The 13,723-nt window shown below is 64.1% G+C and carries 13 protein-coding genes; 7 read left to right on the top strand and 6 right to left on the bottom strand.

Features of this window, described 5'->3' with window-relative positions; all coding sequences use genetic code 11:
* Positions 1-32 precede the first annotated feature (32 nt).
* Positions 33-1,073 carry a tryptophan--tRNA ligase gene (gene trpS, locus MTX34_RS01305; protein WP_243594819.1) on the top strand — a complete coding sequence of 347 codons (1,041 nt, stop codon included), beginning with the start codon at positions 33-35 and terminating at the stop codon, positions 1,071-1,073.
* A 114-nt stretch (positions 1,074-1,187) separates the two neighbouring features.
* Positions 1,188-2,207 carry an inner membrane protein YhjD gene (yhjD, locus tag MTX34_RS01300; protein ID WP_243608172.1) on the top strand — a complete coding sequence of 340 codons (1,020 nt, stop codon included), beginning with the start codon at positions 1,188-1,190 and terminating at the stop codon, positions 2,205-2,207.
* A 31-nt stretch (positions 2,208-2,238) separates the two neighbouring features.
* Here yhjD and MTX34_RS01295 read toward each other — a convergent pair whose 3' ends face one another.
* The gene (locus MTX34_RS01295; RefSeq protein ID WP_243608171.1) at positions 2,239-3,549 is read right to left on the bottom strand and encodes a D-alanyl-D-alanine carboxypeptidase family protein; all 1,311 of its coding nucleotides are present in this window, start codon (positions 3,547-3,549) and stop codon (positions 2,239-2,241) included.
* Between the two features lie 255 nt (positions 3,550-3,804).
* On the opposite strand from MTX34_RS01295, the gene MTX34_RS01290 reads away from it, so the two are divergent.
* A complete protein-coding gene (locus tag MTX34_RS01290) occupies positions 3,805-4,257 on the top strand; it encodes a hypothetical protein (RefSeq protein ID WP_243608170.1) in 453 nt (150 codons plus the stop codon).
* Positions 4,258-4,291: 34 nt separating this feature from the next.
* Here the strand turns inward: MTX34_RS01290 and MTX34_RS01285 are convergent, their stop codons facing one another.
* Genes MTX34_RS01285 through MTX34_RS01275 form a run of 3 tightly spaced genes read right to left on the bottom strand, consistent with a single transcriptional unit; the run spans position 4,292 to position 6,744 of the window.
* Positions 4,292-4,954, bottom strand: coding sequence for a response regulator transcription factor (locus tag MTX34_RS01285; protein WP_243608169.1), 663 nt, complete (start codon positions 4,952-4,954; stop codon positions 4,292-4,294).
* Complete coding sequence (locus MTX34_RS01280; RefSeq protein WP_243608168.1) at positions 4,939-6,408, bottom strand: HAMP domain-containing sensor histidine kinase; 1,470 nt, start codon at positions 6,406-6,408, stop codon at positions 4,939-4,941. Before MTX34_RS01280 ends, MTX34_RS01285 begins: the two co-directional genes overlap by 16 nt.
* Before the next feature lie 24 nt (positions 6,409-6,432).
* A complete protein-coding gene (locus MTX34_RS01275) occupies positions 6,433-6,744 on the bottom strand; it encodes a hypothetical protein (RefSeq protein WP_243594825.1) in 312 nt (103 codons plus the stop codon).
* Between the two features lie 214 nt (positions 6,745-6,958).
* Here MTX34_RS01275 and MTX34_RS01270 point away from each other — a divergent pair, with 214 nt between their 5' ends.
* From MTX34_RS01270 to MTX34_RS01255, 4 genes are all read left to right on the top strand, one after another.
* Complete coding sequence (locus tag MTX34_RS01270) at positions 6,959-7,951, top strand: substrate-binding domain-containing protein (protein WP_243594826.1); 993 nt, start codon at positions 6,959-6,961, stop codon at positions 7,949-7,951.
* Between the two features lie 29 nt (positions 7,952-7,980).
* Positions 7,981-9,039, top strand: coding sequence for an ABC transporter permease (locus MTX34_RS01265; RefSeq protein WP_243608167.1), 1,059 nt, complete (start codon positions 7,981-7,983; stop codon positions 9,037-9,039).
* Positions 9,040-9,041: 2 nt separating this feature from the next.
* Positions 9,042-9,824, top strand: a complete 783-nt coding sequence (locus tag MTX34_RS01260) for an ATP-binding cassette domain-containing protein (RefSeq protein WP_243608166.1) — start codon at positions 9,042-9,044, stop codon at positions 9,822-9,824.
* A 95-nt stretch (positions 9,825-9,919) separates the two neighbouring features.
* Positions 9,920-11,125: an acyl-CoA dehydrogenase family protein gene (locus MTX34_RS01255; RefSeq protein WP_243608165.1), complete on the top strand. Its 1,206-nt coding sequence runs from the start codon at positions 9,920-9,922 to the stop codon at positions 11,123-11,125.
* A gap of 62 nt (positions 11,126-11,187) precedes the next feature.
* On the opposite strand, the gene MTX34_RS01250 is transcribed toward MTX34_RS01255, so the two are convergent.
* Both MTX34_RS01250 and sdhA read right to left on the bottom strand, forming a co-directional pair.
* On the bottom strand, positions 11,188-11,970 hold the full coding sequence (locus MTX34_RS01250) for a succinate dehydrogenase iron-sulfur subunit (RefSeq protein WP_008718029.1): 783 nt from the start codon (positions 11,968-11,970) through the stop codon (positions 11,188-11,190).
* A gap of 1 nt (position 11,971) precedes the next feature.
* Positions 11,972-13,723 (bottom strand): succinate dehydrogenase flavoprotein subunit, encoded by a 1,752-nt coding sequence (gene sdhA, locus MTX34_RS01245; RefSeq protein WP_037188148.1) that lies wholly within the window; start codon positions 13,721-13,723, stop codon positions 11,972-11,974.

Below are 13,723 nucleotides of genomic sequence, written 5' to 3'. Positions count from 1 at the left end.
GGGCGTCGACGGGGTCGTGAAAAGATTGCGGTATGTCTTCTTCCGACTCCATCGACACTCCGCAGGGTCCGCGTCGGCGGGTGCTCTCCGGCATCCAACCGACTGCCGATTCGTTTCATCTCGGTAACTACCTGGGTGCGGTGCGGAACTGGGTGGAGTTGCAGGACGAGTTCGACGCGTTCTACTTCATCCCGGACCTGCATGCGATCACCGTTCCCCAGGACCCGAAGGAACTGCGTCGCCGCACCCGGGTGGCCGCGGCGCAGTTGCTCGCGGTGGGAATCGATCCGGAGAAGTCGACGCTGTTCGTGCAGAGTCAGGTACCCGAGCATGCGCAGTTGGCGTGGGTCCTGAACTGCATCACCGGGTTCGGCGAAGCGGCGCGGATGACGCAGTTCAAGGACAAGTCCGCCAAGCAGGGTCGCGATCACACCAGCGTCGGTCTGTTCACCTACCCGATTCTGCAGGCCGCCGATATCCTGCTCTACCGGCCGAATCTGGTACCTGTGGGCGAGGATCAGCGGCAACACCTCGAGTTGACTCGTGATCTGGCGCAGCGTTTCAACACTCGGTTCAAGAAGACGTTCGTCGTGCCCGATGCGCACATCATCAAGGGCACCGCGAAGATCTTCGATCTGCAGGATCCCTCCGCGAAGATGAGCAAGTCCACGTCGAATCCGGCGGGCATCGTCAACATTCTCGACGACCCGAAGGTGTCGGCGAAGAAGATTCGGTCAGCGGTGACCGATAACGAGCGCGACATCGTGTTCGATACCGAGAACAAGGCGGGGGTCAGTAATCTGCTGGTCATCCAGTCTGCCTTGTCAGGTACGAGTATCGAGGATCTCGTGGCCGGTTACGCGGGTAAGGGATACGGCGACCTCAAGTCCGACACCGCGGACGTCCTGACCGAATTCGTAGTTCCATTGCGCGAGCGGATGGACGGCTTCATGTCCGACGTCGCCGAACTCGATCGCATCCTCGCGGCCGGTGCGGATCGAGCCAGGGAAGTTGCGGGTCGAACGCTTGCTCAGGTCTACGACCGGGTGGGTTTCCTGCCTCCGGGCGCATAGCATTTACGACACACTGGATGTCGCCGTGCAGTCCTTCGCGAAACGGCGTATCGAAGTGCAGCACCGTGGCAACACGATCCGACAGCGGCCGACGACAGCGAGAAGGTGAGTGCCATGCCAGATTTCAAGGCCATGCTCGACGACCGGCGCAACCGGTGGCCGTGGCTCGATCACACCGTCGTTGCGGCGCAGCGATATCAGGGTCAGAAGGGCGACTACTACGCGGCAGGCATGACGTATTTCAGTGTGCTGGCGTTGTTCCCGCTGCTGATGGTCGCCTTTGCGGTCGCCGGTTTCGTGCTGGCGAGTCAGCCCGAGTGGCTTGCCGAGATCCAGTCCCAGGTTGCCGAGAACGTGCCCGGCAGCTTCGGTGAGACCATCAGTTCGTTGATCCAGACGGCCATCGAATCGCGGACGAGCGTCGGCATCATCGGTCTGCTCGGCGCTCTGTACGCAGGTCTCGGATGGATCGCCAACCTGCGGGAGGCACTGACCGCCATGTGGGAGAGCCAGCACGAGCAGGGCGGTTTTCTCGCGACCAAGGCAAAGGACTTCGCCGCGTTGCTCGGGCTGGGCACTGCGCTGGTGTTGTCGCTGGCGCTCTCGGCGCTTGCCGGTGGTGATGTGATGCGCAGCATTCTCGAGTGGGCCAATCTCGACTCCGTTCCGGGAGTCGGTATCGCACTGCGTGTGTTCTCGATTCTCCTGGCATTGGCGGGCACGTGGGCGTTGTTCACCTGGGTGATCTCGCGGCTGCCGCGCGAGCCCGTGTCGTGGCGCAGTGCAGCCAAAGGTGCTCTGCTGGCCGCCGTCGGGTTCGAGATCTTCAAGCAGCTCGGTGCCATCTACCTCGCGTCGGTGACGAGTGGCCCCGCTGGCGTGGTGTTCGGACCGATCATCGGTCTGCTGGTGTTCGTCTTCACGACGTCACGGCTGGTGCTGTTCTCCACGGCGTTCGCTGCGACGACTCGCGAAAGCCTCGCAGAAGCGCATGTTCCGGCACCGGAACCGGCCGTGATCAACACCAGGGTCGAGGTCAGCGAAGGACCGGGCGTGACGGGCGGGCTGGCGCTGGTGGGTGCCGGTGCCCTCGCTGCACTCGGTGTCGCGGGATTGCGCAACAGACGCCGCTGAATCTCTCGCGACGGCTTGTGGCGGAGATGGTTCAGCGGTTGCGCGAAAGCCGTCGAGCTCCCCACAGCAGCCCGATCACCACGATCGAACCGATGACACCTATCGCGATGCGCACGACGGTGTCGCCTTGGGCCTGCATCTCGGACTGGCGGGAGCTCGACCCCGAGGCCGATGCGGGCGGCTGGGCCAGAGTCGGCGTGGCCTCGGGCGCGCGTGTGCTCGTCGCCGCGGACGTCGACTGCGGCTCCACGAGTTCGCCTACGCCGCGGCTCGAATCGAGCGCGAACCCGTAGTCCAACAGGCGGGCCGCTTGCTCCCACGGCCGGATCGGCAGCACATCGCCTTTCACGATCGTCACGACGAGACGTCGACCGCCCCGCTCAGCTCCTGCGACGAATGTCTGGCGAGCATCGTCGGTGTACCCGGTTTTGCCGCCGAGTGCTCCCTCGTAGTTGTAGAGCAGCTGATTGTCGTTCGAGAGGGTGAACCCGGGCCGGTCTTGGTCGTCCGGGATCATAGGATCCCTCGGGTAGCCGGGAAACTGAACGGTCTCGGTCGAAATCAGTTGCGCGAAGGTCGGATTACGCATGGCCGCTCGGTAGATGAGGGCCAGATCGTAGGCCGAGCTCGCCATGCCCGGACCGTCGAGACCCGACGGCGTGGCGGTGCGAGTGTCGAGTGCACCCAGTTCGGCAGCCGTGGCATTCATCTTCTCCACCGTGGCCGCGTCTCCGCCCAACTGCCTCGACAACGCATGCGCTGCATCGTTTCCCGAGGCCATCACCAGACCCTGCATCAATTGAAGATTGGTGTAGACGCCGTTCTTTCCGATGCCGACGGCACTGCCTTCCGCATCGGCATCCTCGGCGGTCGCGGTGATCTGGGTACTCAGGTCCAGCTCGTTCAGAGCGACGATCGCGAGGAGCACCTTGATGGTGCTCGCCGGACGGTGCCTCCCGTGCGGATCCTTGGCGGCCAGAACGGAACCGGAGTCCATGTCGGCCACCACGAAGCCGGTGGCCGAGATGTCTGCAGGCAGTGGGGGAGCACCGTCCGGTAGCACTGCGCCGCACTCGGCGAGTCGATCGCCGCCGACGGCCTCTGCGGGGATCGGAAGCGGCTGCGGAGCAGTGCTTCCCGGTGCAGGGACCTCGGACAGGTCGATCGCAGGGGGAGGCGACGCCGCGAACGGGCAGCTGTCGGTGTCGGGCGTCGTGAACGGCGGTGTCGTCGTCGCGACGGGTGGCTCGGCGGCAGGCTGTGCGAGAGCCGGTCCACTACCGATGCCGACGAGGACCATCGACACCGCCGATACGGCCACGCACACTCTGATCCTTTTCATCGCGAATCACCATAGGCTCTCGGGGGTCGGTCGACGTGGCGACCCACCGGCGAGCATCACTCGAACGACCGCTCCGGTTCTGGTCTCGACATCGTCACCGGCAACGGCCGACTGTCGCCCCTCGCGTCGCGGCACCCGCCCGTATTCAGTATGAGAACTCGCTCATGTTGTGCTCCTTCGCTTCTCACGTTCGACCGCCATCGTTGAGTCATCACCGAAACGGTGGCCCACAGAACCCGGATCGAAGGAGCAGTCATGAGAATGCCAGGAAAGTTCTTGATCGTCGGCGCAGCAGCCGTTGTCGTCACTCTCGGAAGCGTCGGCGCACTCGCGATCGCCGACGACGACCCCACTCAGCAGCGGCCGTCCTCGATCTCGGTGGAACAGCGGCAGCCTGTCGCCGATCCGGTTCCTGTCCAGCCGGCAGTCCCAGCGCAGCCGCCGGCTCCGACGCAGATCGCTGACGACCGCTACGACGACTGGGACGACCGGAACGACGACCTGAACGGTCGTGACGACGATTGGGACGACCGCAACGACGATTGGGATGACCGGAACGACGACCTGAACGGTCGTGACGACGATTGGGACGACCGGAACGATCGTGACGACGATTGGGACGACCGGAACGATGACGCCGACGATCTGGACGACGACGACAACGACGATGACAACGATCTGGACGACGACAACGGCCGGGACGACTGAGACCGGTGAGCGGCGTCGGCCCGGCCGACGCCGCTCATGTTTCCGACAGCCGGTATCCCATTCCGCGAACGGTCTCGATTTTTTCGGCACCGAATTTCGCTCGTAGATAGCGGACGTAGACGTCGACGACATTGGAGCCCGGGTCGAAGTCGTAGCCCCACACCTGCGACAGGAGTTGTTCCCGCGAGAGGACCTGGCCGGGGTGTCGCATGAAGGTCTCGGCCAGGGCGAACTCGCGGGCCGAGAGGTCGACGGTCCGGTCTGCGACCACTGCTCGCCGGGTACGCAGGTCGAGGGTGAGGTCACCGACGGCGAGCTGGGTGGTGTCGACGGTTCGTTTGGTGCCCAGGCGAACTCGGATACGCGCGAGCAGTTCCTCGAATCGGAACGGCTTGGCCATGTAGTCGTCGGCACCGGTCTCGAGACCGGACACCACGTCCTGGACGCTGTCGCGGGCGGTCAACACGATCACCGGTATCTCGCAGTGCTCTCCACGCAACCGCTGCAGTACCTCGAAGCCGTCCATGATCGGCAGACCGATGTCGAGTACCACCAGATCGAAGTCACCACTGCGGGCGTGTTCGTACGCGGATCTGCCGTCGGAGACCGTCGTCGTGCTGAAACCGCTCGCTCGCAACCCCTTGTGCACGAACGAGGCGATACGAGGTTCGTCTTCGGCGATCAGGATGCGGGCCATGGTCGATCCTTCTGCGGAGGTAGGGAATCGGTCAGTGGAATCGTGATGGTGAACGTGGCCCCGTGCCCCGGTGCGCTGCCGACACTCACCCGTCCTCGGTGTGCCTGTGCGATGGCGGTGACGATGGACAATCCGAGCCCCGCGCCCTCGGTGCGTCTGGTTCCGTTTCGACCGCGGGCGAAGCGCTCGAAGATTCTTTCCTGCTCGTCGCGCTCGATTCCCGGGCCCGAGTCGGTGACCCAGAACCGGATGTCGCCGTCGGACAGTTGTGAACCGATACCGATGCGGCTGCCGGGCATCGTGTGGTGAGTGGCGTTGTCCGCCAACGCCAGCAGTGCTTGGGTCAGTCGTTGTGCGTCGATCGGCGCGTGGACGGTTGCGCTCGCCTCCAGCACCCATTCCCGGTCGGCGAGGGTGGTCACCTTGTCGAACACGCTTCGAGTGAGCGCGTCGACATCGGTGTCCACGGGCGTGACGAAGCTCGTCTGGTCGGCCCGGGTGAGCAGCAACAAGTCGGCGACGAGTCGGTTCATCCGATCGAGTTCGTCGTCGACGAGCGCGACGGTATCGCGAACGTCGACGGGGTCGTCGTGGTCGAGCACGTCGAGATGACCGCGGACGATGGTGATGGGAGTGCGGAGTTCGTGGCCTGCGTCGTCGAGGAATCGACGTTGGCTCGCCGCGCCGGACTCGAGCCGGTCGAGCATCGAGTTCAGCGTGTCGATCAGGGCTCCTATGTCGTCGCCTCGACCCGTCGTTCTGGCGTCGGTGATTCGGCCGGACAGGTCGGTCTCGGTGATCGTTCTGGCGGTGGCGGTGATGTGTCTGATCGGCGACATGATGCGGCCCGCGACGAACCACGCCCCCACTGCCGCCAGCACCGAGGTGACGCCGCCGACGACGAGCATCAGAGTCGCGGTCTCGTTCGCCGAGGCGCGTTCCTGGTCGGCGAAGTAGGCGGCGACCACGACCCCGGTCACCGGGTCGCCCGCCAGGGAGACCGGTACCGCGAGGTACACCACCTCACCTGCTGCGCTCGAATACGAACCCTCCACCGGCGCGGTGACGGTGCCGACCTCGGCGGTGAAGCCGGTGTCGTCGGAGAGACGCACCGGTGCCTGCTGCCTGCTCTGCACGGCGAACGTACCGTCCACGTAGCCCAGGAATTTCTCGTTGGGCCGGGCGAGGTTGTAGGTGATCACCACGCGGAGCACGTCGTCGATGTCGTCGAACGGTGCACCGGTTCCCGGATCGACGCCTGCGTCGGTGAGGGTGGTGAACTCGGCGATCTCGGTGCGCAGCGATTCGCGCATGCGATTGTCGGTCGCACGGATCATGAGCAGCCAGGTGGTGACGGTGACGGCTGCCAGAGATGCCAGCACCAGCAGAAGGACCCACGAGAGGATGCGGCTTCGGGCGCTCGTCGGGCGTAGGGCGAGCAGTCGCGTCCGCATCACGTGGTCGGTCTCGCAGCGGAGTCAGTCGTCGTCGTCATCGTCATCCCAGTCGTCGTCGAAATCATCGTCCCAGTCGGCAGGAGGCAGCGGCGGTGGGGGCACGAATCCGTCCGGTGCCACCGGCTGTGGCGCGGTGGTCGGCGCGGGTTCGCCCGGTACCGGTGCCGGGGGAACGGGTTGCGGGGTACCCGGGGCGGATTGCGTGGGTGCGGCGGGTGCGACGATGGGTGCGGGCAACGGGGTCTGCTCGCCCGTCGATCGCGTCGTCAGCAAGGCCGTGACGAGTACGGCGAGCGTGAGCAGTCCCAGGGCCGAGACGATGATGGTTCGCACACAGCCGAGTCTGACGACGATGGATTGTGGCTACGTGAATCCGAGATGAGAGTTCTCTCATGTCGTCCGAGGTCCGATGGTGCGCACACGGTTTCCTCGACCGACGAATAATCGTCGAAGATGCGTGACAGGTACCCATCGTTTCTTACAGTGATCAGGTCGGCGGGTCGGATTCGTCGGTGTTCGACAGCCGGTTGTTGGAAAGGGAAGTGCAATGAAGGTTCGGCAAAGGCGCGGGCCGATCGCGGTATGCGCGGTCGCGGCACTGACTCTCGCTGCCTGTTCGAGCACCGGTGGTGCTCCTCGGTCGTCCGACGACGGGAGCAACGCGGGCGTCGCCGACACGCCGTCGGCGACGATCGCGATGATCACGCACGAGGTTCCCGGCGACACCTTCTGGGATCTGGTTCGCAAGGGTGCCGAGGCCGCGGCGGCCAAGGACAACATCGAGCTGCGCTACTCCGCAGATCCCGAAGCACCCAACCAGGCCAACCTCGTCCAGAGTGCGATCGACTCGAAAGTCGACGGAATCGCGGTCACTCTGGCCAAACCCGACGCGATGGCGCCCGCCGTCGAGGCGGCGACCGCCGCGGGCATCCCGGTCGTCGCGTTCAATTCCGGCTACGACTCCTGGAAGGACATGGGAGTCCAGCAGTACTTCGGTCAGGACGAGACCATCGCCGGACAGGCCGCCGGGGCTCGCCTCACCGAGGACGGTGCACGCAAGACTCTGTGCATCATCCAGGAGCAGGGTGCCGTGGCACTCGAGGCGCGCTGTGCAGGCGTGAACCAGGGCTTCGGAGGTACCACCGAGATCCTCAACGTCAACAGCAAGGACATGCCGTCCGTCGAGTCGACCATCACCGCCAAGCTGCAGCAGGACCCGACCATCGACCACGTCATCGCGCTGGCCGCTCCGATCGCGCTGACCGCGGTGCAGTCCAAGAACAATGCGGGCAGCGACGCCACGATCGTCACCTTCGACACCAACGCTGCACTCGTCGATGCGATCGAGTCCGGTGATGTGGCGTGGGCCATCGATCAGCAGCCCTACCTGCAGGGTTACCTGGCCATCGACTCGTTGTGGCTCTATCTCAACAACGGCAACACGATCGGCGGCGGCACCCCGGTGCTGACCGGGCCCGCGTTCATCGATTCGACCAACATCGACGCGGTCGCCGAGTACGCCCGCAACGGCACGCGCTGAGTACGTCGCTTCGGCGCGGAAGGAACATCATGTCCACACAGGCCGATCCGGCTCTGTCCGAACACACCGTGATTGCAGACGAGCGGGTCAAGAAGCAGAAACCGTTGCAGCGGTTGCTGATTCGACCGGAGGTCGGTGCCCTGTTCGGCGCGGTCGCCATCTTCGTCTTCTTCTGCATCGTGGCACCGCCGTTTCGATCGCCCGAGGCTCTGGCCACCGTGCTGTACGCATCCTCGACCATCGGCATCATGGCGATCGGTGTCTCCCTGTTGATGATCGGCGGAGAATTCGACCTCTCCACCGGGGTTGCGGTGACGTTCTCCTCGATCATGGCCTCCATGCTGGCCTACAACCTGCACCTGAACGTCTGGGCGGGCTCTGCGTTGGCGCTGCTGCTGGCACTGGCGGTCGGGTTCCTCAACGGATACCTGGTGATGACGACGAAGATTCCGTCGTTCCTGATCACGTTGGCGTCGTTCCTGATGCTCACCGGCATCAACCTCGCCGTCACCAAGCTCGTCACCGGCCAGGTCGCCACCCCGTCCATCTCTGACATGGAGGGATTCGACTCGGCGAAGGCCGTGTTCTCGTCCTCGTTCTCGCTGCTGGGGGTCTCGGTCCGCATCACCGTCGTGTGGTGGATCGTGTTCACCCTCGCCGCGACCTGGGTGCTGATGAAGACCCGAATCGGCAACTGGATCTTCGCAGTCGGCGGCAACCAGGAATCGGCGCGAGCCGTCGGTGTCCCGGTCACCCGGGTCAAGATCGGCTTGTTCATGTTCGTCGGCTTCTGCGCCTGGTTCGTCGGCATGCACCTGCTGTTCGCGTTCGACACCGTCCAGTCCGGCCAAGGCGTGGGCAACGAATTCCTCTACATCATCGCTGCCGTCATCGGTGGATGCCTGCTCACCGGTGGATACGGCACGGCTGTCGGTGCTTTCATCGGAGCGTTCATCTTCGGCATGACCAACCAGGGCATCGTCTATGCGGGCTGGAACCCGGACTGGTTCAAGTTCTTCCTCGGCGCGATGCTGCTGTTCGCAGTGATCGCGAACAGCTCCTTCCGTAACTACGCGGCGAAAAGGTGACCATGACGTCCTCCGCGAACACGCCCCTCATCGAGCTGAAAGGCGTGGGTAAGAGCTACGGCAACATCATTGCGCTGCACGGGATAGACCTCCGCGTCGGTGCCGGTGAGGTCACCTGCGTTCTCGGTGACAACGGCGCAGGCAAGTCCACTCTGATCAAGATCATGTCCGGTCTGCATCGGCCGTCGGAGGGTGAACTGCTCGTCGATGGCAACCCGACAACGTTCGGTTCGCCCAAGCAGGCGGTGGAACAGGGCATCTCCACGGTCTACCAGGATCTCGCGGTCGTCTCCCTGATGCCGGTGTGGCGCAACTTCTTTCTCGGCCAGGAGCTGCGCAAGGGCAGAGTTCTCAAGACCCTCGACACCCATGCCATGCGCGCGAGAACCATCGACGAACTCCGCAAGATGGGTATCGATCTGCCGGACGTCGATGCCCCCATCGGCTCGTTGTCCGGTGGTCAACGTCAGTGCGTGGCCATCGCTCGGGCCATCTTCTTCGGTGCCCGAGTGCTCATTCTCGACGAGCCGACCGCCGCTCTCGGCGTCAAACAGTCCGGCATGGTTCTCCGGTACATCTCGGCGGCCAGGGAGAAGGGCTTCGGCGTCGTGTTCATCACCCACAATCCTCACCACGCGTACCTGGTCGGAGATCACTTCGTCCTGCTCGATCGTGGACGTCAGACGTTGGACTGTGCGCATCACGACATCTCGCTCGACGACCTCACCAAGGAAATGGCAGGCGGCGACGAACTGGCGACCCTCTCCGACGAACTGCGCCGCTGACCTGCCAGGGCCCCGGTCCATGCGTGAGAATCGGGCGCGGCGGGTAGAAGATCGGTAGCGGTGCCCGACGGAGGCACCAGACGAAGGAGCCGAACATGAGCGAGCACGAGCCCCTCGGACCACTGTCGCCGGACTTTCTCGAATCCGATTTCTACGGGTATCAGAGCATGCTCGACGACTCCGAGACCGAGGCGGTCCTGCGCACCCGTCGGTTCCTGCAGGACGAGGTCGCGCCGCGGGCGAACGAATTCTGGGAGAAGGCCGCCTCTCCGGTGCACCTGCTGCCGAAGATCGCTGAGCTCGAAATCGCCGGTCTCGGCTACGCATTCTCGGACCGTAAGGCCTCCCGCAAGCTGCTCACCGGCTGGCTCGAGATGGAGTTCGCCCGGGTCGATCCGTCCACGGGAACGATGTTCAGCGTGCACAGTTCGCTGGCGATGAGCAGTATCTCGATACTCGGTTCGGAGGAGCAGCGCGAGCGGTGGCTGCCTGCCATGCGCCGAATGGAGAAGATCGGCGCGTTCGGACTGTCCGAACCTCACGGTGGGTCCGACGTCGCAGGCGGACTCGAGACCACCGCTCGACTCGACGGAGATCACTGGATCCTCAACGGCAGCAAGCGCTGGATCGGCAACGCCACCTTCGCTGATCTGACCATCGTCTTCGCCAAGGACGAGGCCGACGGCGAGGTCAAGGGCTTTGTCGTCGAGCAGGGTTTCGAGGGATTCCGGGCCGAGAAGATCGAGGGCAAGTACTCGCTTCGCGCGGTCGAGAACGCGGACATCCATCTGGAGAACTGCCGAGTCCCGGTCGCCAACAAGCTTGCCGAGGCCAACTCGTTCGCCGACACCGCGAAGGTGCTTCGTTTGACCCGCGGAGGAGTGGCCTTCCAGGCCGTCGGCGTGATGATGGGCGCGTACGAACGAGCCGTGGCGTATGCGCGCGAACGCGAACAGTTCGGATCTCCGATCGCGTCGTTCCAGCTGATCTCCGATCTGATCGCGCGCATGACGGCGAACATCACCGCTTCGCTCGGCATGGCGATTCGTGTCGCTCAGTTGCAGGACAACGGCGTCCACTACGACGAACACGCGGCGCTGGCCAAGACGTTCTGTACGACGCGACTGCGCGAGGTCGTCGGCTGGGCGCGAGAGATACTGGGCGGCAACGGAATTCTCATCGAACACGACGTCATCCGATTCTTCGCCGATGCCGAGGCCCTGTACTCCTACGAGGGCACCGCACAGATCAACAACCTGATCGTCGGCCGCGGAGTGACGGGCTTCGGCGCGTTCGTGTGACGGACAGACGAAAGCGCCCCTTCGCGTGTGCGAAGGGGCGCTTTCGTCGTCGGATTCGGTGACTAGCGGGCGAAGAGCAACGCGCGCTTGACTTCCTGAATCGCCTTGGTGACCTGGATGCCGCGAGGGCATGCGTCGGTGCAGTTGAAGGTGGTGCGGCAACGCCACACGCCCTCGACATCGTTGAGGATGTCCAGACGCTCGGTTGCACCCTCGTCACGGCTGTCGAAGATGAACCGGTGTGCGTTGACGATGGCGGCCGGACCGAAGTAACTGCCGTCGCTCCAGAACACGGGGCACGAGGTGGTGCAGCACGCGCACAGGATGCACTTGGTGGTGTCGTCGAAACGGGCGCGGTCCGCCGCGGACTGGATCCGCTCGCGGGTCGGCTCGTTGCCCGTCGTCATCAGGAACGGCTTCACGGCGCGGAACGCGTCGAAGAAGGGCTCCATGTCGACGATGAGGTCCTTCTCCACCGGCAGACCCTTGATGGGCTCGATGGTGATGTTCAGCGTCTTCGACGAGTCCTTGGGGAGCATGTCGCGCATCAGCACCTTGCAGGCGAGACGGTTGACACCGTTGATACGCATCGCGTCACTCCCGCAGACACCGTGTGCGCACGAGCGACGGAACGTGAGCGTTCCGTCCAGGTAGCCCTTCACGTACAGCAGGAGGTTGAGCAGACGGTCCGTGGCCAGGGTGGGGACCTGGAAGGTGTCCCAGCGCTGACCGTCTCCGCTCTCGGGATTGAAGCGCGCGATCTTGAGGTTGACCATCACCGCGCCCTCGGGGACGGGCGGGAGATCGGACTCGTTGGACTTCTTGTCCAGTGTGGGTGCGCTCATGTCAGTACTTCCGCTCCATCGGCTCGTAGCGGGTTTGGATTACCGGCTTGTAATCCAAGCGGATATCGGTGAGCAGACCTTCGCCCTCTTTGTAGGCCATGGTGTGCTTCATGTACTCGGCGTCGTTGCGCTCGGGGTAGTCCTCGCGAGCGTGTCCGCCGCGCGATTCCTTCCGGTTGAGTGCGCCGACGACCGTGACCTCCGCCATTTCGAGCAGGAAGCCGAGTTCGATGGCCTCGAGCAGGTCGCTGTTGTAGCGCTTGCCCTTGTCCTCGACAGTGATCTTGTTGTACCGCTCCTTGAGGGCGCGGACATCCTTGAGCGCCGTCTCGAGACGCTCCTCCGTACGGAACACCGATGCGTTGTTGTCCATCGACTGCTGCATCTCGGTACGGATGTCGGCTGCGCGCTCGTGACCGTGGTCGGACAGGATCAACTCCAGCCAGTCCTGCACCATCTTCGCCGGCTCCTCGGGGAGCGGGGTGAAGTCGACCGAGTTCGCGTACTCGGCCGCCGCAATGCCGGCACGACGTCCGAAGACGTTGATGTCGAGCAGCGAGTTGGTGCCGAGACGGTTGGCACCGTGGACGGACACGCAGGCACATTCACCGGCCGCATAGAGGCCGGGAACGATGTCCTCGTTGTTGCGCAGTACCTCGCCGCGGATCTTGGTGGGGATACCGCCCATGACGTAGTGACACGTCGGGTAGACGGGCACCGGCTCCTTGACGGGGTCGACGCCGAGGTAGGTGCGCGAGAACTCCATGATGTCCGGGAGCTTCTCGTCCAGAACTTCCTCGGGGATGTGCGTGACGTCGATGTAGACGTAGTCCTTGTTCGGGCCGCCGCCGCGTCCTTCGAGTACCTCGAGCACCATCGAGCGCGCGACGATGTCGCGGGGCGCGAGGTCCTTGATGGTCGGTGCGTAGCGCTCCATGAAGCGTTCGCCCGACTCGTTCCGCAGGATGCCGCCCTCGCCTCGCACGGCCTCGGAGATGAGGATGCCCAGGCCGGCGAGACCTGTCGGGTGGAACTGGTGGAATTCCATGTCCTCCAAGGGGAGACCCTTGCGGAACACGATGCTCATGCCGTCACCGGTGAGGGTGTGGGCGTTGGAGGTGGTCTTGTAGATTCGGCCCGATCCTCCGGTGGCGAAGATGATCGACTTCGCGTGGAAGATGTGCAGCTCACCCGTGGAGAGCTCGTAGGCGATGATGCCGGTCGCGACGGGACCGTCGTCGGTCTCGGTCAGACACAGATCCAGTGCGTAGAACTCGTTGTAGAACTCGACGTCGTGCTTGACGCAGTTCTGGTAGAGCGTCTGCAGGATCATGTGGCCGGTGCGGTCGGCTGCATAGCACGCACGACGCACCGGAGCTTTGCCGTGATCACGAGTGTGGCCACCGAATCGCCGCTGGTCGATCTTGCCTTCGGGGGTCCGGTTGAACGGAAGACCCATCTTCTCCAGATCGAGAACTGCGTCGATGGCTTCCTTGGCCATGATCTCCACCGCGTCCTGGTCGGCGAGGTAGTCGCCGCCCTTGACGGTGTCGAACGTGTGCCACTCCCAGTTGTCTTCCTCGACATTGGCCAGGGCGGCGCACATGCCGCCCTGAGCAGCGCCGGTGTGCGAGCGCGTGGGGTAGAGCTTGGTCAGTACGGCTGTGCGAGCGCGGGGTCCGGCCTCGATCGCAGCACGCATACCGGCACCGCCTGCGCCGACGATCAGTACGTCGTAACGATGTTCCTGCAT

The organism is Rhodococcus sp. ARC_M5 (assembly GCF_022810405.1).
Taxonomy (GTDB): domain Bacteria; phylum Actinomycetota; class Actinomycetes; order Mycobacteriales; family Mycobacteriaceae; genus Rhodococcoides; species Rhodococcoides navarretei.
The sequence above is the reverse complement of the archived record's forward strand: the minus strand, read 5'-3'. Positions and strand labels throughout refer to the sequence as shown.

Excerpts from the sequence above, each read along its gene's own strand:
- MTX34_RS01295 (WP_243608171.1), bottom strand. The coding sequence starts at position 3,549 with ATGAAAAGGATCAGAGTGTGCGTGGCCGTATCGGCGGTGTCGATGGTC.
- MTX34_RS01290 (WP_243608170.1), top strand. The coding sequence starts at position 3,805 with ATGAGAATGCCAGGAAAGTTCTTGATCGTCGGCGCAGCAGCCGTTGTC.
- MTX34_RS01280 (WP_243608168.1), bottom strand. The coding sequence starts at position 6,408 with ATGCGGACGCGACTGCTCGCCCTACGCCCGACGAGCGCCCGAAGCCGC.
- sdhA (WP_037188148.1), bottom strand. The coding sequence starts at position 13,723 with ATGCAGGAACATCGTTACGACGTACTGATCGTCGGCGCAGGCGGTGCC.
- MTX34_RS01250 (WP_008718029.1), bottom strand. The coding sequence starts at position 11,970 with ATGAGCGCACCCACACTGGACAAGAAGTCCAACGAGTCCGATCTCCCG.
- MTX34_RS01265 (WP_243608167.1), top strand. The coding sequence starts at position 7,981 with ATGTCCACACAGGCCGATCCGGCTCTGTCCGAACACACCGTGATTGCA.
- MTX34_RS01285 (WP_243608169.1), bottom strand. The coding sequence starts at position 4,954 with ATGGCCCGCATCCTGATCGCCGAAGACGAACCTCGTATCGCCTCGTTC.
- MTX34_RS01270 (WP_243594826.1), top strand. The coding sequence starts at position 6,959 with ATGAAGGTTCGGCAAAGGCGCGGGCCGATCGCGGTATGCGCGGTCGCG.
- yhjD (WP_243608172.1), top strand. The coding sequence starts at position 1,188 with ATGCCAGATTTCAAGGCCATGCTCGACGACCGGCGCAACCGGTGGCCG.
- MTX34_RS01260 (WP_243608166.1), top strand. The coding sequence starts at position 9,042 with ATGACGTCCTCCGCGAACACGCCCCTCATCGAGCTGAAAGGCGTGGGT.
- trpS (WP_243594819.1), top strand. The coding sequence starts at position 33 with ATGTCTTCTTCCGACTCCATCGACACTCCGCAGGGTCCGCGTCGGCGG.
- MTX34_RS01255 (WP_243608165.1), top strand. The coding sequence starts at position 9,920 with ATGAGCGAGCACGAGCCCCTCGGACCACTGTCGCCGGACTTTCTCGAA.